Origin of the sequence: Sulfuritalea hydrogenivorans sk43H (genome assembly GCF_000828635.1) — a bacterium.
Lineage (GTDB): Bacteria > Pseudomonadota > Gammaproteobacteria > Burkholderiales > Rhodocyclaceae > Sulfuritalea > Sulfuritalea hydrogenivorans.
Genome location: NZ_AP012547.1, coordinates 1611661 through 1635050 on the forward strand (window position 1 = coordinate 1611661; position 23390 = coordinate 1635050).

At 64.2% G+C, this 23390-nt stretch carries 26 protein-coding genes; 23 read left to right on the forward strand and 3 right to left on the reverse strand.

What is annotated here, in order from left to right; all coding sequences use genetic code 11:
* Nucleotides 1-4 precede the first annotated feature (4 nt).
* The 11 genes from SUTH_RS07890 to SUTH_RS07935 all read left to right on the forward strand — a co-directional run bounded on the left by SUTH_RS07890 (nt 5) and on the right by SUTH_RS07935 (nt 9818).
* Complete coding sequence (locus tag SUTH_RS07890; protein ID WP_041098363.1) at nt 5-364, forward strand: hypothetical protein; 360 nt, start codon at nt 5-7, stop codon at nt 362-364.
* A complete protein-coding gene (locus SUTH_RS07895; RefSeq protein WP_084207302.1) occupies nt 361-816 on the forward strand; it encodes a GNAT family N-acetyltransferase in 456 nt (151 codons plus the stop codon). The genes SUTH_RS07890 and SUTH_RS07895 overlap by 4 nt, the downstream gene beginning before the upstream one ends.
* 15 nt (nt 817-831) lie before the next feature.
* The gene (locus SUTH_RS07900; protein WP_052473444.1) at nt 832-1446 is read left to right on the forward strand and encodes a hypothetical protein; all 615 of its coding nucleotides are present in this window, start codon (nt 832-834) and stop codon (nt 1444-1446) included.
* Nucleotides 1447-1449: 3 nt separating this feature from the next.
* On the forward strand, nt 1450-3507 hold the full coding sequence (locus SUTH_RS07905; RefSeq protein ID WP_041098365.1) for a hypothetical protein: 2058 nt from the start codon (nt 1450-1452) through the stop codon (nt 3505-3507).
* Nucleotides 3504-5723, forward strand: a complete 2220-nt coding sequence (locus SUTH_RS18385) for a hypothetical protein (protein WP_052473445.1) — start codon at nt 3504-3506, stop codon at nt 5721-5723. Before SUTH_RS07905 ends, SUTH_RS18385 begins: the two co-directional genes overlap by 4 nt.
* A gap of 4 nt (nt 5724-5727) precedes the next feature.
* A complete protein-coding gene (locus SUTH_RS07915) occupies nt 5728-8196 on the forward strand; it encodes a hypothetical protein (RefSeq protein WP_041098366.1) in 2469 nt (822 codons plus the stop codon).
* 2 nt (nt 8197-8198) lie between these two features.
* Entirely contained in the window at nt 8199-8438 is a 240-nt protein-coding gene (locus SUTH_RS07920) for a hypothetical protein (protein WP_041098367.1), read from the forward strand.
* A gap of 17 nt (nt 8439-8455) precedes the next feature.
* Nucleotides 8456-8662, forward strand: a complete 207-nt coding sequence (locus tag SUTH_RS20350; protein ID WP_041098368.1) for a transcriptional coactivator p15/PC4 family protein — start codon at nt 8456-8458, stop codon at nt 8660-8662.
* Nucleotides 8662-8934, forward strand: coding sequence for a hypothetical protein (locus SUTH_RS19010; RefSeq protein WP_052473447.1), 273 nt, complete (start codon nt 8662-8664; stop codon nt 8932-8934). The genes SUTH_RS20350 and SUTH_RS19010 overlap by 1 nt, the downstream gene beginning before the upstream one ends.
* 77 nt (nt 8935-9011) lie before the next feature.
* Nucleotides 9012-9233, forward strand: a complete 222-nt coding sequence (locus SUTH_RS07930; protein WP_052473448.1) for a hypothetical protein — start codon at nt 9012-9014, stop codon at nt 9231-9233.
* Nucleotides 9234-9386: 153 nt separating this feature from the next.
* Nucleotides 9387-9818, forward strand: coding sequence for a DUF1178 family protein (locus SUTH_RS07935; protein ID WP_041098369.1), 432 nt, complete (start codon nt 9387-9389; stop codon nt 9816-9818).
* A 3-nt stretch (nt 9819-9821) separates the two neighbouring features.
* Here SUTH_RS07935 and SUTH_RS07940 read toward each other — a convergent pair whose 3' ends face one another.
* The 3 genes from SUTH_RS07940 to SUTH_RS07950 are packed head-to-tail and all read right to left on the reverse strand — an operon-like array spanning nt 9822 to nt 14168.
* The gene (locus SUTH_RS07940; protein ID WP_041098370.1) at nt 9822-10775 is read right to left on the reverse strand and encodes a metallophosphoesterase family protein; all 954 of its coding nucleotides are present in this window, start codon (nt 10773-10775) and stop codon (nt 9822-9824) included.
* A complete protein-coding gene (gene mutS / locus SUTH_RS07945; protein WP_041098371.1) occupies nt 10772-13351 on the reverse strand; it encodes a DNA mismatch repair protein MutS in 2580 nt (859 codons plus the stop codon). Before mutS ends, SUTH_RS07940 begins: the two co-directional genes overlap by 4 nt.
* 10 nt (nt 13352-13361) lie before the next feature.
* Entirely contained in the window at nt 13362-14168 is an 807-nt protein-coding gene (locus SUTH_RS07950; RefSeq protein ID WP_041098372.1) for an inositol monophosphatase family protein, read from the reverse strand.
* 117 nt (nt 14169-14285) lie between these two features.
* Here SUTH_RS07950 and SUTH_RS07955 point away from each other — a divergent pair, with 117 nt between their 5' ends.
* The 12 genes from SUTH_RS07955 to SUTH_RS08010 all read left to right on the forward strand — a co-directional run bounded on the left by SUTH_RS07955 (nt 14286) and on the right by SUTH_RS08010 (nt 23390).
* Nucleotides 14286-15050 (forward strand): RNA methyltransferase, encoded by a 765-nt coding sequence (locus SUTH_RS07955; RefSeq protein WP_041098373.1) that lies wholly within the window; start codon nt 14286-14288, stop codon nt 15048-15050.
* A gap of 58 nt (nt 15051-15108) precedes the next feature.
* Nucleotides 15109-15861 (forward strand): serine O-acetyltransferase, encoded by a 753-nt coding sequence (gene cysE / locus SUTH_RS07960; protein ID WP_041098374.1) that lies wholly within the window; start codon nt 15109-15111, stop codon nt 15859-15861.
* A gap of 89 nt (nt 15862-15950) precedes the next feature.
* On the forward strand, nt 15951-16442 hold the full coding sequence (gene iscR, locus SUTH_RS07965) for a Fe-S cluster assembly transcriptional regulator IscR (protein WP_041098375.1): 492 nt from the start codon (nt 15951-15953) through the stop codon (nt 16440-16442).
* A 16-nt stretch (nt 16443-16458) separates the two neighbouring features.
* Nucleotides 16459-17616 (forward strand): cysteine desulfurase family protein, encoded by a 1158-nt coding sequence (locus SUTH_RS07970; protein WP_041098376.1) that lies wholly within the window; start codon nt 16459-16461, stop codon nt 17614-17616.
* Between the two features lie 16 nt (nt 17617-17632).
* Nucleotides 17633-18844, forward strand: a complete 1212-nt coding sequence (locus SUTH_RS07975) for an IscS subfamily cysteine desulfurase (RefSeq protein ID WP_041098377.1) — start codon at nt 17633-17635, stop codon at nt 18842-18844.
* Nucleotides 18845-18854: 10 nt separating this feature from the next.
* Nucleotides 18855-19238 carry a Fe-S cluster assembly scaffold IscU gene (gene iscU / locus SUTH_RS07980; RefSeq protein ID WP_041098378.1) on the forward strand — a complete coding sequence of 128 codons (384 nt, stop codon included), beginning with the start codon at nt 18855-18857 and terminating at the stop codon, nt 19236-19238.
* 92 nt (nt 19239-19330) lie between these two features.
* Nucleotides 19331-19648 (forward strand): iron-sulfur cluster assembly protein IscA, encoded by a 318-nt coding sequence (iscA, locus tag SUTH_RS07985; RefSeq protein ID WP_041101981.1) that lies wholly within the window; start codon nt 19331-19333, stop codon nt 19646-19648.
* Nucleotides 19649-19658: 10 nt separating this feature from the next.
* Nucleotides 19659-20201 carry a Fe-S protein assembly co-chaperone HscB gene (gene hscB / locus SUTH_RS07990; RefSeq protein ID WP_041098379.1) on the forward strand — a complete coding sequence of 181 codons (543 nt, stop codon included), beginning with the start codon at nt 19659-19661 and terminating at the stop codon, nt 20199-20201.
* Between the two features lie 7 nt (nt 20202-20208).
* Nucleotides 20209-22077, forward strand: a complete 1869-nt coding sequence (hscA, locus tag SUTH_RS07995; RefSeq protein ID WP_041098380.1) for a Fe-S protein assembly chaperone HscA — start codon at nt 20209-20211, stop codon at nt 22075-22077.
* A complete protein-coding gene (fdx, locus tag SUTH_RS08000) occupies nt 22074-22421 on the forward strand; it encodes an ISC system 2Fe-2S type ferredoxin (RefSeq protein WP_041098381.1) in 348 nt (115 codons plus the stop codon). The genes hscA and fdx overlap by 4 nt, the downstream gene beginning before the upstream one ends.
* Nucleotides 22418-22612, forward strand: a complete 195-nt coding sequence (iscX, locus tag SUTH_RS08005) for a Fe-S cluster assembly protein IscX (protein WP_041098382.1) — start codon at nt 22418-22420, stop codon at nt 22610-22612. Before fdx ends, iscX begins: the two co-directional genes overlap by 4 nt.
* Nucleotides 22613-22616: 4 nt before the next feature.
* On the forward strand, nt 22617-23390 hold the full coding sequence (locus SUTH_RS08010; protein WP_041098383.1) for a TatD family hydrolase: 774 nt from the start codon (nt 22617-22619) through the stop codon (nt 23388-23390).

The following is a 23390-nucleotide window of genomic DNA, read 5'->3' on the forward strand; positions in this document are numbered from 1 at the left end:
ACCAATGCGCACCATCGACGCCCCCAATCTCGCGCCCCCGGCCTTCCTGCCGCGCCACTTGGTTCCCCATCTGCCGCCGACGCTGAGCGACGCTGAGACGATCGACCCGCAGAACTACGGGCTGATGCAGATCGAAGACATCAGCCACGAGCAGGACGAGCGCTCATATCGCCTACTCGTCCGGATGCGCGACGATTGGCATGGACGGGGGCGCACGATGACGCTGATTCAGTGGCGCGATGGCACCCAGGGCGTCCAGTGTGGTGAGGCAGACCAACCGCCGACGGATGCCGACCTGCTGCGCGTGTACCGCATGGCGCGCAGCAAGCGCGAGTTGTTCGAGGCGGACGGCGGGCGGGCATGACCATGCCGACGATCCGTGCCGCCAGCCATATCGACGTCGCCCGCATTGCTGAAATCGGCGCGGTGCTGCACGCCGAGTCGCCCAGGTTCTCCCGGCTGAACCTCTCGACTCCCAAGCTGATGCAGCTCTTCCTGATGCTGATCGAGTCGCCCGATGGCCTGCTGCTGGTAGCTGATCGCGCTGGCGCCGTGGTCGGCGGCATGGCTGGCGTCGTGACACCACACTGGTTTTCTGACGATCTGGTCTCGAACGACTACGGCGTTTTCCTTCTACCCGATCAGCGGGGCGGCATGACGGCCGCGCGCCTGGTGCGGGGATACATCGAGTGGGCCAAGGCCAAGGGGGCAAAGATGATTCAGCTCGGCATTTCAACAGGGGTTCAGACCGAGGAAACGGTCTCGCTCTATCGGGCATTGGGCCTCAAACAGTTTTCAGTCGGATTCGAGGGGTAAGCCATGTGCACAGGTATGGAACCGCTTTTGTTTGGGTCGGCGGCAACAACAACGGCGGCAGCGACCACTGGATTGATCGGCACGGCCGGGGCGTTCTCTTTGGCTCCGGCGCTAATGACCGCCGGAACTGTGCTTTCGATTGGGGGGCAGATCAATCAAGGACAGCAGCAGAGGGAAATGTACAACACCCAGGCGCAGCAGAGCATCAACGATGCCGCCTACCGTGCCGATGCCGCCAAGTCCCAGGCCGAGAAGATTCGCAAAGCGGGAAGGGCGCAAGTCGGCGAGGCGAATGCGTCGCTCGCGGCGTCCGGCGTCAGGCTCGGCGAGGGCACGCCGCTGGAAGTTCAGAAGACCATCACGCAGAACTCCGAGGAAGACGCGCTGTCGGCGATCTTGAGCGGCCAACGTGCTACGGCTGCGGCGCAGCAGGAGGCACAACTGCTCGGTAAGGCCGGTGACAACGCCGTTGCGAACTCCTACACCAAGGCGGTAGGCACTGTGCTCCAAAGCGGCGCAACGGTGATGGGTGGCTGGAAGAGATCGGGTTTGGCCCGCGGGTACGACGGCACGTACTCCGCCTCCGGCCCGTTCAACTCTCGCACCTACGATAAGCAAATCTGGGACTGATCTATGGCTCGCATCCCCCTTGGCAATTTCGGAACTGTCATCGCGAATCCCGCCCCCAAGGTGGGAATTCCTGCCGCCGCTTTCGACACTGGGGGCGCCGCCCTTCAGAAGCTCGGCGAGACCGGCATGCAGGTAGCCACAGACTTGCTGAATGAACAGCAACGCCAAAAGGAAGAGGAGGACCGCTCGCACGCGACGGTCGCCGTCATCACCCACCAGTCGGCGGCGCAGGATGCTCTGGATGGTGTGAAGGAACAGATCGCCACCGGGGAGATCACGCGCGACAAGGCTCCGCAAACGTTTTCCAGCGCCATGAGTGAGGTCAGGACGAAAAGTATGTCCGGTGTCCCTGAATGGCTGCGCGCACAGGCCGGCATCCGCTTCGAGGGCGTCGAGCAGCGCGCGATGATCGGCCTGAATCATTTGCTCGAAGGGCAGCGCCGCCAGGAACTGGCCGGTAACCTCGAATTTATCCGCGACACGATGGCGAAAGATGCCGGGCGGCCTGGCGCAGACATCGATACGATCAATAACGAATTCGAGCAGGCGGCGAAGGCGCTCGGACCTCAGGCCGGCATTGCCGCCGACAAGGTCGGCAAGTTGGTGCAGGACTTCAGGGATGGCAACTGGTTCAACCAGGCGAAGATCAGAGCGACTGTATCCCGAAGCAACCTCGACGACCTGACGGCGATGGAGCGTGATCTGAAGAGCGGCGACGGTTTCTACATGAGCCGCCTCAATGCGGATAAACGGGCAGTGCTGCTGGCGACGGTAGCGGCGCATCGGCTTAGCCTGGAGAGCAAAGTTCAACATCTGTCCGATCGCAGGGAAGCCGCGGCAGAGCGAACCATCGCCAAGATCGACCAGCAGATCGCCTCCGGTGTTCCGGCCACGCCTGACATGTGGGTGCAATGGGAGACTGATACGCGGGGCACAGAACAGTCTGAGGCCTTCCGCGATCGGATAAAGTCAGAAGAAGAGGTACAGCGCCTGCTACGTGAGCCGCTGGAAAAGCAGGCGACCTTCATCCGGGAGCGTGAGGCGGCCATGCTCAACGACGGCGGCACGCTGCGCGACAAAGCCAACGTCGACCGCCTGAAGCGGGTGCTCGAGAACAGCCGCAAACAGCTCCAGGAGGCGCCCCTGCTGTTCGCCCAGAATCGCACAGGCGACGTTGTGAAGCCCCTCGACCTCGGCATGCTGCTCGATCCCGCCCAGGGCAAAGAGGTCGCCGGCCTGATCGGCGAGCGCGTGGCGACGGTGGCGGCGCTGCGCAGCCAATACGGTGACACGGTAAAGGCTCGTGTCCTGCTCCCCAACGAGGCGGATGCCCTGACCAAAACCCTCGACAAGCTAGCCCCGGACCAGCAGGTCGAAATTTTCCGCGCAATGCGCCTGGCGATCGGCGACGACACCGCCTATCAGGGAACGCTTGTCCAGATCGCCCCGGATTCCCCGGTCAGGGCGCTGGCCGGGTCGCTGGCGGCCCGCGGTGCCGACTACGTGCAGCCGCACGTGTTCAGCCCAGACGAGAGCATCACGGCGCGCCAGACGGCGCAGCTCGCTCTGCTCGGCGAATCGCTGCTGAACCCGACGAAGGGACAGAAGGCGCAGGATGGGAAGATGAACACCTGGATCATGCCGAAGAAGGCCGACATGCTGCGGCGCTTCAACGACAAGGTGGGCGACACCTTCGCCGGCACGCCCCAGGCGATGGACGCACAGTTCGAACTGGTGCAGGCGACCTATGCCGGCCTGTTGGCGAGCCGCGGCGGTACCAAGAATCCAGAGATCGTAGATACCGCCGTCTTCGAGCAGGCGATCGAGCGCACCACGCCGGTGATGAAGCAGGGCGGGGCATCCTTCCTAAAGCCCATCGTCGGCATGAGTGACGAGCAGTTCCGCGAGAAACTGCGCGCCGCGCTGCCCGAAGAGTTGCGCCCGCAGTACGACAGGCTGCCGTTGCGCAATGTTCGCAGCAATCAGTACGTGATTCTGAACGGCGCCCGGCCGCTGACGGACAAGGCCGGAACCCCGTTGATCGTGACGGTGAAGCCTTGAGCGCCTTCGATCTCGTCACTGGCGAAGCCGATGCCCGCCTGCGCGACATGATGCGCCAGCCCGAGCCGGGGCCGGGAGCCTTCGCCAATTTCTGGGGCGCAGCCGGAAATGCCCTGATGGCCGCCCCGCTCGAAGTCGGCCGGGCGCTTTCACCAGCACTCGATGCCTACGGCAAGGCCGCCGCCTTCCGCGACGCACCGATGGCGACCGTGCTCGGCGGCCAGCCGGTACCGGACCTGGACAAGCTGAAGCGCGAGACGGTCGATCGCATCGGCGAAAACGACCTGCGGCACCAGATCACCCCGGAGCTGAACCGACTGACGCCCGATCCGCGCGTCACCGGCACGGCCTCCCAGTTGGTCTTCGGCTTCGGCAAGACCGCCAGCAAGGCCGTCGGGTATTCGATGCTCGGCGGGCCCCTGCCCGGGGCGGCGATGTTCGGCCTCGACGAGGGCGCCAACGAGACCATGCGTCTCGAAGACAAGGGCGTGGACACTGGCACGGCGATCAAGGCCGGGGCCGTTCATGGCGTCGCCTCGGCCGTGTCGGCGGCCCTGCCAGTGGCCGGCAAGACCAAACTGCAGACCGCGGGCATCGTCGTCGCCGGCGGCCCCGCGGCCTACGTTGCCGAGCAGGCCTCCATCCGCGAGATCGTGCGAGCTGCCCAGTACGACCGCATCGCCGAAGACTACAAACCGTTCGACCCCATGGGGCTGATCGTTTCGACGGCAGCGCCGGCGGCCTTTGGAGTTGGCGCGCATGCCTTGCGATCGCTCAAAGGGGAGCCGCGCGGGATCCGCAACAACAATCCCGGCAACCTCGTGAAGTCAGACATCCCATGGGACGGCAAGGTCGCCGGCGCAGAATCCCGCTTCGAAGTCTTCTCCACGCCCGAGCAGGGCATCGCGGCGATGGCGCGCAACCTGATCAGCTATCAGGATCGACACGGTCTCGACACGGTTCAAGACATCATTGGTCGTTGGTCCCCGCCGGACGAGAACAAGACCGGCGTCTATGTCGCAACCGTAGCGAGGGAACTCGCCGTCAAGGCGACGGACAGGCTCAACCTCAACGACGAGGGAACCTTAACGAGACTGACCCAGGCCATCGTCCGCCACGAGAACGGCAAACAACCCTATAGTGGTGCACAGATCGCCGCCGGCGTGAAGGCCGCGATCGAGGGCCGCGCCATCCGCCCAACGGTTGAGCAGATCGACGCTGCGCGGGTGGCGAACCTGGCCGCACATGCCGATGGCAGCAGCCTAAGTGCCGCCGGAGACATCACCGCCGCGAACGCGCACATCCGCGCCATGGATGAAGCGGCACGGCTGATGGATCGTGGCGACCCGGTGCGGGTGGCTGACCTGGTGCGGATCGAGAAGACGAAGCTCGACGAAGCCTATAGCCGCGTCCTCGGCGATCACCGGGGGCCGGCGGATGATCCGCTGGTCATGATCAGGCCTGACGATATCGAGGCCGTCGCCATGGCCCGCGGCGGATGGAAGGGTCTGGGCGACGTGGAAGTGAAGGGACAGGGCTTCGGCTTGGTGAAGTTTCTCTGGCGCCATGGCGAGGCTTCGAACAAGCTGCCTGAGTCTCAGGTGACGCGTGGCGACATCACCGCTTTTCCCGAGGTGGTGCGCAACTTCGATCCGACGCCAATTCCGCGCAAGGATGGATCCAGCTACCGCGAGTGGCGCGTAGAGCTGCCTGATGCGGCCGGCCGGATGCGCCAGATCGTCTTCGTGGACAAGCCGATGGATGGTGACCAACCGCGCCACGTCGTGTCGACCTACGTGCAGGAGCCGAAGCGGCCAGGGTCGCGCGCCCAGCTCTCGAAAAGGAAGACCGACTGGAGTCCTGAATCTCCCGGCAAGTGGTCTGACACTCGCGCCGGGGATACTCAACCCGGCGTGTTGCACCGGGCCGGACAGGATCAGCCGGTCGATCCGAGTATAGCAGCCGCGCAGCAGGCAACTAAGGATGGTCTGCGACGCAGTGCCGAGGTTGCCGACACCCCGGAGCAGCGAGCCGCCTACCAGGCCTTGGCCGACGATCCCGGCAAACTGCTTCCTACCGGCGAACTCGACGCCAGCGGCCGGCCCATCCTCCGCACCGCAGCCGACTTGCTTGCTGAGGCCGATGCGCACCAGATCGTCGCCGACGAGGAAACACGCGGCATTTCGGCGGCTATCACCTGTTTTCTGAGAGGTTGAGACCATGAGACCGGAATGCATCAATGCCGTGCAGCAGGCTATCGGCCGCACGCTGAACCAACAGGAAATCCAGGGCATCGAAGACCGCATCAAGGCGATGTTCCCGGCAGCGCGCCGTACCCTGCAGGAGTCCGGCGAGGCCATCACGTCATCCTCGATGCTGACCAAGGCTGGGGAACTGGCCGCCGACCAGTTGCGCCGGGAAGCGGCCACGCTGAAGCAGAGGGTAGCCCTGACCGTCAAGGCGCATGACCGCATTGCCGGCTTCATCGACCGGGCGCAGACGAAGGGGCGCAAGGCCTACGACGGGCTGGGCGACGCCATCCACGACGCCGACATCTACGCGACCGGCACGGCGCGCTACTTCTTCTCGCAGCTGACGGATACCATCCGCGCCGCTCAGCCGCGCCTGCTCGGCATGCTGGAGAACCCTGCCGCAGTGCGTGACCTGGTGTTCGAGATGTTCGGCCACGACACGGGCAACCCAATCGCGCAGGCAGGTGCGAAAGCCTGGCGCGAAGTGTCAGAGGCCATGCGGCAGAGCTTCAATGCCGCCGGCGGAATGATCCGTCACCTGGAGAACTGGAACCTGCCGCAGCCGCACGATGCACTGCGCGTGCGCGAGGCTGGCGTCGAGAAGTGGGTGCGGTCCATCCTGCCGCTGATCGACCGCGAGCGGTATGTGCACCCCGACGGCAGGCTCTTCAATGACGCCGAGTTGGGGGACTTCTTCGCCCATGCCTGGGAAACGATCCAGAGCGACGGCCTCAACAAGCTGGAGCCCGGCGTCCTGTCAGGCCACAGTGCGCGCGCAAACCGGCATGCCGACGGGCGCCAGATCCACTTCAAGGGGCCAGAAGAGTATCTGGCCTACCACTCCGATTTCGGCCGCGGAAACATCTTCGACGCGCTCCAAGGGCACGTCAGCGTCATGGCGCGCGACATCGCCCTGCTGGAGACCTGGGGGCCGAATCCAGAACATCTGTTCCGCTATTTCCACGACGTGGCGGCGAAGGATGGCAAGCCGGATCGCATCTGGCATGGCGTGCTGCCGGTGACGACGCGGCAGCTCTGGGACAATCTGTCCGGAAAGGTGGCCCAGATGGGCGAGTATGCCAAGCTCGGCGAGATCGCTCAGGGCGTGCGAAACATCGAGGTGATGGGCAAGCTCGGCAAGGCTATGCTCAGCTCCACCAACGACGTGCAGACTTTCCTAACGACGCTGCACTACAACCGCCTGCCATTCTTCGACGGCCTGACCAACTTCGTACGCGCCTTCGGTGACGATGCGGCCGAGTATGCGAACCGGGCCGGCTTGGTGGCCGACTCGGTCATTGCCGACATGAACCGCTGGGGCGAGAACAATGTCGGTCGTGGCTGGACCGCGCGTCTGGCGAACGCCACCATGAAGGCGTCGCTGCTGACGGCCTGGACGGATGCTATCCGCCGGGCCTTCTCGCTGACTATGATGGGCGGCATGGGCAAGATCACACGCTTGGAGTGGTCGGCGCTCGATGCCGGCGACCGCTACCGGATGGCGGCCAAGGGCATCACGGAAGCCGACTGGAGCATCTACCGCATGGCACAGCTCGAGGACTGGCGGGGGAGCCGGATGCTCACGCCGGAGTCTATCAAGGCGGTTCCGCTTGCCGATCTGGAGGCGGCCGGGTTCCAACTCGGCGACCGCAATAAGGCGATTTCCCGCCTCCTGGGCGCGATCATCGACGAGTCGGAATATGCCTCCCTTGGTCAGGACATCTACACTCGTGCGCAGCTCAACCGCGGCCTGCAGAAGGGCACGATCGAGGGCGAACTGGCGCGCAGCGTGGCCCTGTTCAAGGGCTTCCCCTTTGCTATGGTGTCGCGGCACTGGATGCGGGCCCTGGAGGCCAACGAGGCGGGGAATTCGCGCATCGGCTATGGAGCGTCGCTGGCGCTGGGCCTGACGCTGTTCGGCTCCCTTTCGCTCGATCTGAAGGACGTGCAGTCCGGCAAGGATCCGCGCGACAAGACCGACCCGCGTTTCTGGTTCCAGGCCTTCGCTCAGGGAGGGGGCGCCTCGATCTTCGGCGACCTGCTCTATGCCGGGCTCTCGGGGCATGGGCGTGGCGGCCAGAGCGGTGCGGCGACGCTCGCCTCAGCGATCGCCGGCCCTGTGGTCGGCGATGCCTACGAGCTCGCCGGCGATCTGATCCTGGAGAATATTCGCCAAGCGAAGGAAGGGAGGGACACCCATGCCGGCGCCGAGGCGCTGCGCTTCGGTCTCGGACACGCGCCGCTGATCAACGTCTGGTACATCCGCGCCGCACTCGATCATGCCTTCCTGCATCAGGCGCAGGAATTCCTGTCTCCGAACTATTTGGGACGGATGCAGGATCGCGTCTATCGCGACTACGGGCAGGACTTCTACTGGAGGCCGGGTCAGACTCTTCCCGACCGGGCTCCGCGGCTCGAAGCAATGGCGGGACGCTGATCGTGCCCAAGCGCATCACCCTTGACGAGTTCATGCACCTGCCAGTCGGCGACGAACGCCGCGAGCGGTTCGGCGACCTCGCTGCTGCCGACCAGCTAGCCTTCGTGCGAGCTGCAGATTCTGTCGAGCTGATTCTGGGCGGCTACCCGTCGGAGTCGCGAATTCTCTTTTCTCACGAACAGGCGTCGCGGTCTGATCTGGCACCCGATCAGAACGATCGAAGCCATCGAACCCTTCACTGATGTAGGGTTAACGAAGCATGGAACGCACTGTAGGAGCGATTCGAAAGAGCGAAAGCGCCGAGGTGAGAGTGTCCCGCGGCATCTGGAAGGGTCGCCCCGTCGTCGACGTCCGGGTCTGGTATGTCCCGGCCAGCGGCGGTGACTATGTACCGAGCCGCAAAGGGCTGACCATCGACGCAGGCAAACTGCCTGAGTTGGTCGCCTTACTCTCTGAGGCTGTCTGATGGATCGCAGCGCGGCGCTTCCTCGATGGGTGACCAGACTGATCAGGCGGGTCGCCAATGCCCGTGTGCCGCGAGATGGAGATTCCACGCTGGATGACTACCGCAAGGCCTACAGGCTGGAGAAGGCGCGGCTGTCGATCAAGGTAGCCGAATGGCTGGCCGCTGGATGCTCCATCGATCGCGTCGAGCTACGTCTTCGAAACTTGCACGCGCCGGCGAGGAAGCTGGAGGCAATCCGAAAGCTCGCCGCCGCCATCAAGGGGGTGCAGTAATTTCCCGTTCGGGTGGGTTCTGCACTCTCCGCGCCTCGCAGGCGCGCGTTTTACATATAGACGAAGCCGACCTGCGAGTGAACTGGTTCCTCGTCATCGTCGAACTGTGCCGACGAGGCTTCACGCACAGCAGCATAGCGACGTCCGTCGGCACGCCCAAGAGCACCGTGCAGGGATGGAAGCAGGGGGCCGAGCCAAAGCATTGCGATGGCGAGAGGATGATCGCGCTCTGGTGCCAGGTGACCGGACTTGACCGCTCGGGGCTGCCGAAGATCAGCCGCTACGACTGGCGGGCGTGATGGTCGATCCATGGGATAGAATGCCCCAACAATGCGACTTAGATGGGGGCACATTTGGGGGCATCTTTTGATGTGCTGCTACGCCAATCAAGGCAGCGCAAGGCTTAACGGCCGTTCTTCAAGTCCGGTTCCGGGCACCATCCACCAATCCTTGTGATAGTCCTCAATCTCCTCTGCGACCACGGGCACCATTTCGAAGGCTGGTTTGCTTCGGGCGAGGAGTTTCGCAGCCAGAGCCAGCGCCAACTGGTGCACTGCCCGCAGTGCCAGACCTCGGCGGTAAGCCAGTTGCCGTCGGCGCCCCACGTCAAGCGCGGTGGAGCCGAACTCGCATCCCAGGATAAGTCGGCCGCTCCGGTTGTGGCGCCTGCCATGGCGCAACTGCACCAGGCCCTGGTGAGCATGGCGCGGGAGGCGGAGAACGTCGGCGAGCGCTTTCCCGAAGAGGCGCGCCGCATTCACTACGAAGAAACTCCGGCACGCAACATTCGCGGCGTGGCGACGATCAATGAAACCCGCGAACTGCTCGATGAAGGGATTGTCGTCCTTCCGGCGCCGGTACCGCCCGAAGAGGAATTCCACTGAATTTCAGTTCGCTTGCCGGGCTTTCCAGTAGCGCGGCGTGAACTTGAAGACCTGCGGGTCTGCCGCATCCACCGTGCCCCTGACCCAGCCGAAGAAAGGCGAGCCGATGGTTTCGACGCGGGTGAAGTTCTTCACCGTTTCCTTCGTGTCCGGTTCTTCCAGCGGCTGATCGATGCGATGCTGGTGCGTGTCGCCATGTACCAGCACGACTTGCCCGGCAAAGCTTCGGGTCTCCTCGCGCAACTGGCTCAGGAAGTCGCGGTAGCCGGGGTTGGGCCTGCCGGCATTGGCGGCATGAAAGCCGGGATTGCCCTGGGTCACGACCAGAATGCCCGCCAGTTTTTTGTTGCGTGCATGCGCAAAGGCCTGGGCCAGCCAGACCTTGTTGGCGGCTCCGCGCTCGATGAACTCGGCCACCGGGCCGCTACCCCGCTTGGTGCCGCTATAGTTGTTGTCGCTGCCGGGCACATTCATGCCGACAAACAAGGCGCCGCCGGCTTCCCAGCGCACGTTCTCGCGGTACTTGGCAAAGGCCGGGTCGCGACTCTGGCGTTGCAGTTTCAACGGTCGCCGGCCCAATGCCATGTCGTCCGGGAAGAACCATTCGCGGAGTTTGCCCAGGCGTTCCAGCGGGTCATAACCGCCGTTGCTCTTGCGATGGCAGTCGGTCCACTCGTTGTCGCCCGGCACATAGACCAGCGGATGCCGCGATTTCCGGAACACCGAAAGAATGTCCCGCAGCGCTTCGTCGCTGCAAACGCCGGAGCCGCTCTTGATATCGCCGTCGTGCACCACGAATGCAAGATCTTCGCCATCCATCTCGGCAATCAGCTCGGGGAGGTTGTCGCGCTGCCACTGGTTGTAGGGCATGTCGCCGAACAGGCCGAATGACAGCGTTTCCGCGTGCACCGGTAGCGCCAGCAACGCCGCTATCGTCAGCGCAAGGATATGCTTCACGACTTGGACAGCTTGTTCAACTGGTAGAGCTTTTCCAGCGCTTCGCGCGGGCTGAGTTCGTCGGGATTGACGTCACGCAGGGCATCCAGCGCCGGATGCGGCGGTTCCGGCAGCGCCGGTGCGCTGGCGAACAGGTCGGGCTGGGTCAGCGAGCCGACTTCGCGGTTCTCCAGCAGCGCCAGGCGGCGCCGTGCTTCGCGCACCACGGCGGGCGGCATGCCGGCCAGCGCGGCGACCTGCACGCCGTAGCTCTGCGACGCCGGACCTTCCTCGACCGCATGCAGGAACACGATCTTGTGGCCATGCTCGACGGCATCGAGATGCACGTTGGCGCAGACCGGGTAATCTTGCGCCAGCCGGGTCAGTTCGAAGTAATGCGTGGAGAATAGCGTCCAGGCGCGGTTCTTCTCGATCAGGTGGCGGGCGATGGCGAAGGCCAGCGCGACGCCGTCGAAGGTCGAGGTACCGCGGCCGATTTCGTCCATCAGCACCAGCGACTTTTCCGTCGCACCGTTGAGGATCGCGGCCGCCTCGGTCATTTCCACCATGAAGGTGGAACGCCCGGAGGCGAGGTCGTCCGAGGCGCCGATGCGGGTGTAGATCGCGTCGATCGGCCCCAGCCGGCAACGTGTGGCGGGCACGAAGCTGCCGCAGTGGGCGAGCAGGACGATCAGTGCGGCCTGGCGCATGTAGGTCGATTTTCCGCCCATGTTGGGGCCGGTGATCAGCAGCATGCGGCGCGCGGGCGAGAGGCGCGTGTCGTTGGCGATGAAGCTGTCGATCTGCCGTTCCACCACGGGATGGCGGCCGCCTTCGATTTCCATGACCGCTTCTTCGCAGAATTCCGGCTGGCGATAGTCGTGGCGCACGGCGGCGTCGGCGAAGGCGGCGAGGCCGTCGAGTTCAGCAATCGCACGGGCGATGCGCTGCAGCACCGGGATATGGATCATCAGCGCGCCGAGCAGCTCGTCCCACAACTGCTTTTCCAGCGCCAGCGCGCGTTCGTTGGCGGACAGCGCCTTGTCCTCGAAGCTCTTGAGCTCCGGCGTGATGTAGCGCTCGGCGTTCTTCAGCGTCTGCCGGCGCCGGTAGTCCTCCGGAATCTTCTCGACGTTGGCGTGGGTGACTTCGATGTAGAAGCCATGCACCTTGTTGTATTCGACCTTGAGGTTGGCGATGCCGCTTCGCTCGCGTTCGCGGGCTTCGAGCTCGATCAGGAAGGCGCCGCAGTTGTGCTGTATGGCGCGCAGTTCGTCGAGGTCGGCGTTGTAGCCCGGCGCGATGACGCCGCCTTCGCGAATCAGCGCGGCGGGCTCGAGCGCGACAGCCTGGGTCAGCAGATTGACGCAAGCCTGCGGCGTGGCCAGTGCGGCAGCCAGTTCGGCCAGCCTTGCCGCCGTACCGCCAGCGCCGACTGTCGACCTGATGCCGTCGAGGCGTGCGAGGCTGTCGCGCAGCGAGGAAAGGTCGCGCGGTCGGGCGCTCTTCAGGGCGATGCGGGCGGTGATGCGGTCGATGTCGGCGAACCCTGTCAGCGTCTTGCTCAACTCGACATAGGGCCCGTTGCCGGCATCGCCGACCAGTGCCGCGACCGCCGCATGACGCGCGCGCGGAATGCCGCGCTCGGTCAGCGGGTGATGCAGGCAGTGGCGCAGCCAGCGCGAGCCCATGCTGGTGGCGCAGGTGTCGAGCAGCGAGAGCAGGGTGGGCGAAGCTTCGCCGCGCAGGGTTTCGGAAATTTCCAGGTTGCGCCGGGTCGCGGCGTCGAGGCGCAGGTAGCTGCCTTCGTGTTCGACCGTGAGTTGCGTCACGTGTGCCAGCGCCTGCAATTGCGTGGCCTGGGCGTAGCGGTAGAGCGCGCCGGCGGCAGCCAGCGCGAGTTCTTCGTCGTGCACGCCGAAACCGGCCAGATCGCGGGTGCCGAAATGTTCGGCCAGTGCGTGCGCGGCGGCGCGCGTGTCGAAATGCCAGTCGGGCAGGTGCTGGGTGACGGCGCGATGCTCCGGCAGCGCGGAGCGATGGCCGTCGGCCAGCAGGAGTTCCGCCGGGCGCAGGCGCTCGAAGTGCGCGGGCAGGGCGTCGAGCGAGGTTTCCAGCAGGCGCAGGTCGCCGTTGGCGAGGTTGAGCCAGGCGAGGCCAGCGCGCTGGCGGTCGATGGCCAGCGCCAGCAGCAGGTTGTCGGTCTTGTCGTCGAGCAGGTTGGCGTCGGTCAGCGTGCCCGGCGTGACGATGCGCGTCACCGCGCGCTCCACCGGGCCCTTGGCCAGCGCGGGATCGCCGATCTGTTCGCAGATCGCCACCGAGACGCCGAGCTTGACCAGCTTCGCCAGATAGCCGTCCGCGGCGTGGTAGGGAATCCCGGCCATCGGGATCGGCTTGCCGGCCGACTGGCCGCGCGCAGTCAGCGTGATGTCGAGCAGGCGCGCCGCGCGCTCGGCATCTTCGTAAAACAGCTCGTAGAAATCCCCCATGCGGAAAAACAGCAGCTTGTCGGCGTGTTCCGCCTTGCTGCGCAGCCACTGCTGCATCACGGGGGTATGGGCCGCCAGTTCGGCGGCCGTCAGGGCGGCCGACATCAGGCCGGGGTCATGCCGGCAGTTTCGCCGTCCGGTGCGGCGCGATGATCTGCAGCAACTGCGAAAATATCTTCGGATTGCCGCCGACGATGTTGCCGGTCTGCATGTAGTTCGCTTCGCCCGACAGATCGCCGACCAGGCCGCCGGCTTCGGTGATCAGCAGGGTGCCGGCGGCCATGTCCCAGGGCGACAGGCCGAGTTCCCAGAAGCCGTCCATGCGGCCGCAGGCGACCCAGGCCAGATCCAGCGAGGCGGCGCCGGGGCGGCGCATGCCGGCGGTTTTTTGCGCCACCTCGCGGAAAATCGCGAGGTAGGCATCGATATGGTCGAACATGCGATACGGGAAGCCGGTGCCGATCAGCGCTTCATCGAGCTTGGTGCGCTTGGCGACGCGAATCCGCTTTTCGTTCAGATAGGCACCGCCGCCCTTGCTGGCGGTGAAGATTTCATTGCGGTTGGGGTCATACACCACCGCTTGCGTCATCACGCCCTTGTGCGCCAGGCCGATCGAAATGGCATATTGCGGCATGCCGTGGATGAAGTTGGTGGTGCCGTCGAGCGGATCGATGATCCACTGGTACTCGCTGTCGGGGCTGGTGCCGGCCAGCCCGGACTCCTCTGCTAGAATTCCATAAGCGGGATAGGCCTCCCGCAATACATCGAGGATCGCGGCTTCCGCGGCGCGGTCGACCTCCGTAACGTAGTCGCTCTGCTGCTTGACGTCGATGCGCAATTTGTCGACGTCCATGCTGGCGCGGTTGATGATCTGGCCGGCGCGACGCGCGGCTTTGACGGCTATGTTGAGCGTGGGATGCATGAATTTTTAAGGCGGGGCGAGCCAAGAGGGGCGCATGGTGCGCACGAAGTCTGTAATTCTATCCCGGGATACCCTTCCGGCCCAAGGGGACAGCGACAGGGGGCCGGGACATACGTCATGAATACCACGCCATCGCCGACACCTGACGACCTCGATCGCATCCGCGTCGTTCTCTCGCATCCCAGCCATCCGGGCAACATCGGTGCGGCGGCGCGGGCGATGAAGACCATGGGTTTGTCGCGTCTGATCCTGGTGAATCCGAAGGTTTTCCCCGATGCCCAGGCCGATGCCATGGCGGCCGGTGCCACCGACGTGCTGGTGGCGGCCGAGGTGGTCGATTCACTGACGGAAGCCTTGAGCGGCACCGTGCTGGCGATGGCCATGACGGCGCGTCGTCGGGAACTTGCGGTACCGGCCTTGTGGGCCCGTGACGGTGCGGCGGAACTGGTGGCCGCCGCCGCCACCGGAGACGTGGCGCTGGTGTTCGGCAACGAAACCTCGGGGCTGTCCAACGATGAGCTGGCGATGTGCCGGCGCTGGGCGATGATTCCGGTGAGCGCCGGGTTCAGTTCGCTCAACCTCGCGGCGGCGGTGCAGGTGATGTGCTATGAACTGCGCCTTGCGGCGCTTGACCCGGGTTTCCCTCCGGCGATTTCGGGTGCCGGGGAACTCGCGACCCACGACGAGGTGGAGGGCCTGATCGCCCATATCGAGCGTGCCGCGCTGTCGAGCGAGTTCCTCGATCCGGCGAGTCCGAAACGCCTGATTCCGCGGCTACGGCGCATGTTTGCGCGTGCCGTGCCGGAAAAGAAAGAGGTCGACATCCTGCGCGGACTGTTTGCGGCACTGGAAAAAGCCGCATCCGGCCCGAAATGCAAATAAAACTTGACCCCGGCGCTCGGGATTTCTACCATTTCATAAAATACTAATAGATCACTCCATGTTCTCCCGTCTGCGTGAAGATATCTCCTGCGTTTTTGAACGCGATCCGGCCGCCCGTTCCACTTGGGAGGTGCTGACCTGCTATCCGGGCTTTCATGCCCTGACGCTGCATCGGGTCTCGCACTGGCTGTGGAGTGCGCGTTTGCGCTGGATGGCACGCTTCCTTTCGCATTTCACGCGCTGGATCACTGGCATCGAGATTCATCCGGGGGCAACCATCGGCCGCCGGGTATTCATCGACCATGGCATGGGTGTGGTCATTGGCGAGACGGCGGTGATCGAGGACGAATGCACGCTGTATCACGGCGTCACGCTGGGTGGCACGTCGTGGAACAAGGGCAAGCGGCATCCGACCTTGCAACGCGGCGTGGTGATCGGCGCCGGGGCCAAGGTGCTGGGACCGATCGTTCTCGGTCCGGGCGCCAAGGTCGGCTCGAATGCCGTGGTGGTGCGCGACGTTCCGGCGGGGGCGACGGCGGTCGGCATTCCGGCGCGCATCGTCGAGGACCACCACGAGATCGACCGTGAGGTCAAGGCCGGCCAGATGGGCTTCTCCGCCTATGCCGTGACGCGCAACGAGGACGATCCCCTGGCGCAGGCAATACACGGCCTGCTCAATCATGCGGTGGAAACCGACCGACGCATCGAGGCCTTGCTGAAGACCATGGAGCGTTCCGGGGTATCGCTCGAAGACGACGTGGCGACCGCCGACAAGTTCGATCCCAACTATCTTTCGAAGATAGTTGACTAAAATGCTCGGGATACAATATAGTTGATATAAACGCTCAGGTATTAACCTTGAAGCGTTTCCCCAGCTGTATTACCTGACGGAGAGTTCCCATGAGACTGACCACCAAAGGACGTTTTGCCGTAACCGCAATGATCGATCTTGCCCTGCGTCAGCATACCGGCCCGGTAACCCTGGCCGGCATCAGCGAGCGGCAGAAGATTTCCCTTTCCTACCTTGAGCAGCTGTTCGGCAAGCTGCGTCGCCGTCAGCTGGTCTCCAGCGTGCGCGGCCCCGGCGGCGGCTACTGTCTGGCCAAGCCGCTGGAAGTGATTTCGGTGTCCGACATCATCCATGCGGTGGACGAGTCGCTCGATGCCACGAATTGCGGCGGCAAGGGCAACTGTGCCGAGGATCAGCGTCCCTGCATGACGCACGAGCTGTGGACCAGCCTGAATGAAAAGATGTTCGAGTATCTGAGTTCGGTGACGCTTGCCGAACTGGTCGCGCAGCAACAGGAAAAGACCGGTGTGTCCGCCGTGCTGCATGACGAACGTCCGCTGCGCCGCGTGCGCCGTCCGGCAGAGGAACTCGTCGCGGCCTGACAGCTTCCGCATTGCCATGTTCGCCCCCGTCTATCTCGATCACAACGCCACCACGCCGCTGGATCCGCGCGTGCTGGAAGGCATGCTGCCCTATCTGCGCGAGCAGTACGGCAATGCCTCCAGCCGGCACGAATACGGTCGCGCGGCGCGGCGCGCAATCGACGAGGCGCGGCAGCGCGTGGCGTATGCGGTGGGGGCGCACCCGACCGAAGTGGTGTTCACCAGCGGCGGCTCCGAAGCCAACAACCTGTTCGTCAAGGGGGCGGCGGCTTGCCTGACACCCGGGGCAGTGGCGATCTCCGCGATTGAACATCCCTGCGTGCGCGAGCCGGCGAAACAGTTGGTGCGCAACGGCTGGAGGCTGCGCGAGATCGCCGTGGATGCAAATTGCCGTGTCGCCAGCGCCGACTTTCAGGCGGCAATGGCAGAAAAGCCGGCGATCGTTTCCGTCATGCTGGCCAACAATGAAACCGGTGCCGTACAGGACGTCGGCGTGCTTGCGGCGCAGGCCAGGGAAACGCGAGCATGGTTTCACACCGATGCGGTGCAGGCCTTTGGCAAGCTTCCGCTGGATTTCCGCGCGCTCAATGGTGCGGGTGTGCATGCCATGACACTCTCGGCACACAAGCTGGGCGGGCCGAAGGGCGCCGGCGCACTGGTGGTCGACAAGCGCGTCGAACTGCAGCCGCTGATCGCAGGCGGCGGCCATGAACGCGGCCTGCGCTCCGGTACGGAAAACGTCGCGGCGATCGTCGGCTTCGGTCTCGCGGCCGAGCTGGCCGTGGCCCGGCTCGATGCGCGCGCAGCGCAGCTTGCGGCACTTCGTGCCGAGCTCGATGCCGGTTTGAAGGCGCAGGGCGCGACGATCTTCGCGGGCGCCGCCGAACGCCTGCCCAACACCAGCTACTTTGCCTTCGCCGGCCTCGATGGCGAAACCCTGGTGGGCAAACTCGATCGCGCTGGTTTTGCCGTGGCGGCCGGGGCGGCCTGTTCCAGCGCCAATCCGGAACCGTCGCGGGTGCTGCTGGCGATGGGCATTGAATCAGGGCTCGCGCGCGGCGCAGTGCGGGTGAGCCTGGGTACGGAAAACACGATATCGCACGTGCGCGATTTTCTCGCCGCACTGCAGACTACAATCTCGCAACTCAAGGGCCTGACCGCCCTGACAAGCTGAACTGGAGTAATTTGAAATGAAGCTACCGGTGTACCTGGACTATTCGGCAACCACGCCGGTCGATCCGCGCGTGGCGGCGAAGATGATTCCCTGGCTGACCGAGCACTTCGGCAACCCGGCCTCGCGTTCCCACTCCTATGGTTGGGAAGCGGAGAAAGCCGTCGAGGACGCGCGCGAAGAAGTCGCCGCACTGGTCGGCGCCGACGCCAAGGAAATCATCTGGACCTCGGGCGCGACGGAATCCAACAACCTCGCCATCAAGGGCGCCGCGCATTTCTACGCCGGCACCAAGGGCAAGCACATCATCACGGTGTCCACCGAGCACAAGGCGGTGCTGGATACCGTCAAGGAACTCGAACGCCAGGGCTTCGAGGCGACCTATCTGGTGCCGCAGGAAAACGGCCTGATCACCGTCGAACAGTTCAAGGCGGCGCTGCGGCCCGACACTGTCGTCGCCTCGGTGATGGCGGTGAACAACGAGATCGGCGTGATCCAGCCGATCGCCGAAATCGGCGAAATCTGCCGCGAGAAGAGCGTGATCTTCCATGTCGATGCGGCGCAGGCCACCGGCAAGATGCCGATCGACCTCTCGAAGCTGAAGGTCGACCTGATGTCCTTCTGCGCGCACAAGACCTATGGCCCCAAGGGCATCGGCGCGCTCTACGTCAGGCGCAAGCCGCGCATCCGCCTCGAAGCACAGATGCACGGTGGCGGCCACGAGCGCGGCATGCGCTCGGGCACGCTGGCGACACACCAGATCATCGGCATGGGCGAATGCTTCCGCCTGGCACGCGAGGAAATGGCGGTCGAGAACGAGCGCATCCGCATGCTGCGCGACAGGCTGCTCAAGGGTTTGCTCGACATCGAGGAAACCTACGTCAATGGCGACATCGACCAGCGCGTCCCGCACAACCTCAACGTCAGCTTCAACTTCGTCGAAGGCGAATCGCTAATCATGGCGGTCAAGGACATCGCCGTGTCGAGCGGCTCGGCCTGCACCTCGGCCAGCCTGGAACCTTCCTATGTGCTGCGCTCGCTCGGGCGTTCGGACGAACTGGCGCACAGTTCGATCCGCTTCACCCTCGGCCGCTTCACCACGGAAGAGGAAATCGATTTCACCATCAAGCTGCTGCACGACAAGCTCGGCAAGCTGCGCGAACTCTCCCCGCTCTGGGAGATGTACAAGGACGGCGTCGATTTGAACTCCGTTCAATGGGCTGCACACTGAGGAAATCATAATGGCATACAGCGAAAAAGTTCTGGATCACTACGAAAACCCGCGCAACGTGGGTTCCTTCGGCAAGGATGACGAGGGTGTCGCCACCGGCATGGTCGGTGCGCCGGCCTGCGGCGACGTCATGAAGCTGCAGATCAAGGTCGGCAAGGACGGCATCATCGAAGATGCCAAGTTCAAGACCTATGGCTGCGGTTCGGCGATCGCTTCGTCGTCGCTGGTGACCGAATGGGTCAAGGGCAAGACGCTGGATCAGGCGCTCGATATCAAGAACACGCAGATCGCCGAGGAACTGGCATTGCCGCCGGTGAAGATCCACTGCTCCATCCTGGCCGAGGATGCGATCAAGGCCGCCGTGGCCGATTACAAAAAGAAACAGGGAGCTTGAGCATGAGTGCTTGCACCACACCCGCGAGCGATGCCGCCGCCGTGCCCCAGGTCCCGCCGGCAGGTTGGCAGGGCAGCGAAAGCGCAAGTCCGGTGACCCTCAGCGAACGCGCCGCGGACCACATCGCCAAGTACATCGCCAAGCGCGGAAGGGGGATCGGCATTCGCCTCGGGGTCAAGACCTCGGGCTGTTCGGGCATGGCATACAAGCTGGAATTCGCGGATGCCGCCAACGCCGAAGACATCGTATTCCTCAGCCACGGCGTCAAGGTACTGGTCGATCCGAAGAGCCTGCCCTATCTGGCGGGTACCGAACTCGATTATGCGCGCGAGGGCCTCAACGAAGGTTTCAAGTTCAACAATCCGAACGTCAAGGACGCATGCGGCTGCGGCGAGTCGTTCAATACCTGACGTTCATTCGATGACCACGTTTGACCTGAATTTCGCTGCCGACCATTTCACGCTGTTCGGCTTGCCGCGCGCCCAGTCGCTTGATCTGGAGAGCCTCGAAAAGTCCTTTCGCGCGGTTCAGGCGCAGGTGCATCCGGACAAGCACGCACAAGCCGCCGACGCCGACCGGCGCCTAGCCATGCAGTGGGCGACGCGGATCAACGAGGCCTTCCAGACGCTCAAGTCGCCGGGCAAGCGCGCGCGCTATCTGCTGCATTTGCTCGGGCACGACCCGCAGATCGAAAGCAACACCGCCATGCCCGCGGAATTCCTCATGAGCCAGATGGAACTGCGTGAAGCGGTGATGGACGCGAGGGCCGCCGCCGATGAAGCGGCGCTGGACGAGGTCCGCTCGCGCCTGCTGAATGAAATCAAGGCCGAATACCTGCGAGTTGCCGAATTGATCGACAAGACCAGGGATTACACCGCTGCCGCCGATCTGGTGCGGCAACTGATGTTTCAGGAAAAACTGCTGACCGAAATCGACGACGCGCTCGAAGCCGTCACCGCGTAAAAAAACTATGGCACTTCTTCAAATTGCGGAGCCGGGAGAATCCGCGGCGCCCCACGAGCATCGTCTGGCTGTCGGCATCGATCTGGGCACCACCAACTCGCTGGTGGCCACCGTCAGGAGTGGCATGAGCGTGGTGCTCAATGACGCCCGCGGCAGGCCGCTGCTGCCCTCGGTGGTCTGCTATGCCGCCGACGGCAGCGTCGAAGTGGGCTATGGCGCGGAAGCCAGGCAGTCCGTCGATCCGAAGAACACCATCGTTTCGGTGAAGCGTTTCATGGGCCGCGGGCGGCGCGACATCGCCCACATCGAAACCCTGCCTTACGATTTCGTCGATGCCGAGGGCATGGTCAAGCTGAAGACCATTGCGGGCGTGAAGAGCCCGGTCGAGATATCGGCGGAAATCCTGAAGACCGTGCGCAATCGGGCCGAGGCCTCGCTTGGCGGCGAACTGACGGGCGCCGTGATCACCGTGCCGGCGTATTTCGACGACGCCCAGCGCCAGGCCACCAAGGATGCGGCACGGCTCGCCGGACTGAACGTGCTGCGCCTGCTGAACGAACCAACGGCGGCCGCCATTGCCTACGGCCTCGACAATTCGGCGGAGGGCATCTACGCCGTGTTCGACCTCGGCGGCGGCACCTTCGACATTTCGATCCTGCGCCTGTCGAAAGGCGTCTTCGAAGTCATGGCGACCGGCGGCGATTCGGCCCTGGGCGGCGACGACTTCGATCACCGCATCTTCTGCTGGATCATCGAGCAGGCCGATCTGGCACCGCTTTCGCCGCAGGATGCCCGCCTACTGCAGATGCGCGCCCGCGAAGCCAAGGAACAGCTGTCGCAGCACGGCCAGGTGCCAATCACGGTCAAGCTCGGCAGCGGCGAGTACGTCGACCTGATCCTCACCACCGAGATATTTACCGAGATCTCGCGCACACTGGTGCAAAAAACCCTGGCACCGACCCGGAAGGCCCTGCGCGATGCGGGACTCGGCGTGGACGATGTGCGCGGCGTGGTCATGGTGGGCGGCTCGACGCGCATGCCGCAGATCCAGCATGCCGTGGCCGAACTGTTCAAGCAGGAGCCGCTCAACAACCTCGACCCGGAAAAGGTGGTGGCGCTCGGCGCGGCGATCCAGGCCAATCTGCTGGCGGGCAATCGCGCTCCCGGCGACGATTGGCTGCTGCTCGACGTGATCCCGCTGTCGCTGGGTCTGGAGACCATGGGCGGCCTGGTCGAAAAGGTCATCCCGCGCAACTCGACGATTCCGGTTGCGCGCGCGCAGGAATTCACCACCTTCAAGGATGGGCAGACGGCGATGGCGATCAAGGTGGTGCAGGGCGAGCGCGAGCTGGTCTCCGACTGCCGCAGCCTGGCGCAGTTCGAATTGCGCGGCATACCGCCGATGGTGGCCGGCGCGGCACGCATCCGCGTCACCTTCCAGGTCGATGCGGACGGCTTGCTGTCGGTCACGGCGCGCGAGCAGACCACCGGCCACGAGGCGCGCATCGAGGTCAAGCCGTCCTACGGCCTGACCGACGATGAAATTGCCGGCATGCTCAAGGACAGCTTCAGCCACGCCGGTGATGACGCCTTCCGTCGTGCGCTGCGCGAAGCACAGGTTGAAGCACAGCGCTTGATCGAAGCTACCCAGTCCGCCCTTCAGGATGCGGCGGATCTGTTGTCGACCCTGGAGCGTGCCCATATCGACGCTGCCATTACCCGGCTGCAGGCAGTCATGATTGGCGATGACCGCCGCGCCATCGATGCCGCCATGCAGGCACTGGGATCCGCCACCAACGAATTCGCGGCACGACGCATGAACCAGAGCGTGCAGCGCGCGCTCTCCGGCCGCAAAATTGACCAGATATCGCCATGACGCAAATAATCGTTCTTCCCCATGTCGAGTTGTGTCCGGATGGCGCCGTCATTGATGCCGCGCCGGGAACCTCGATCTGCGACGCGCTGCTCGGCAGCGATATCGAAATCGAACACGCCTGCGAAAAGTCCTGCGCGTGCACCACGTGCCACGTCGTCGTGCGCGAGGGTTTCAATTCGCTGGCGGCGGCGGAAGACATCGAGGAAGATCTGCTCGACAAGGCCTGGGGCCTGGAGCCCAACTCGCGCCTTTCCTGTCAGGCGTTGGTCGGCCAGGTTCCGCTGGTGATCGAGATTCCGAAGTACACCATCAACATGGTCAAGGAAGGGCATTCCAAGAAATGAAATGGACTGATTCCCTTGAAATTGCGATACAACTTGCCGAAGCGCATCCCGCCGTCGATCCGACACGTCTGAACTTCGTCGACCTGATGCGCTGGGTCATGGCGCTGCCGGGCTTCGAGGAAAACGAGAGCCACTGCGGCGAGAAGAAGCTCGAAGCCATACAGCAGGCCTGGATCGACGAACTGGAGTAAATCCGTGCTGGTCGATACCCACTGCCATCTGGACGCCGTCGAATTCGACGACGACCGTGCGGCGGTGGCGGAAGCGGCGGTGCAGGCGGGTGTCGGCGTGATCGTGGTGCCGGCAGTCGAGCGGGCCAACTTCGGCGCCGTTGCCTCGGTCTGCCGCGATTACTCCTGCTGTATCGCGGCCTACGGCATTCATCCGATGTACGTGGATCAGGCCCGCGAAACCGATCTCGACGCGCTGCGCGAAACGGTGATGCGCGAGCAGCCGTCGGCGATCGGCGAGATCGGTCTCGACCGCTTCATCGAGCCGCGCGACGACTCGCGGCAGGAGTTCTATTTCAACGCACAGCTGAAAATGGCGCGCGATACCGGCCTGCCGGTATTGCTGCATGTTCGTCGCGCCATCGATCCGGTGCTCAAGGCGTTGCGGCTATGTCGCGTGGCCGGCGGCATCGCCCATGCCTTCAACGGTAGCCGGCAGCAGGCCGACGAATTCATCAAGCTCGGCTTCAAGCTGGGCTTTGGCGGCGCGATGACCTTCCCGCGCGCCAGTCGCATCCGCGAACTCGCCGCAACGCTGCCGCTCGATGCCATCGTGCTCGAAACCGACGCGCCGGATATTCCGCCGGAATGGAGAGTCGGCGCCCGCAACACGCCGGACCAACTGTCGCGCATCGCGCAAACGCTGGCCGATTTGCGTGGCATCGGACTGGAGGAAGTTGCGGCTGCCACGACGGCGAACGCCAGGGCCGTGCTTCCCCGGCTGATCCGGATACACTAG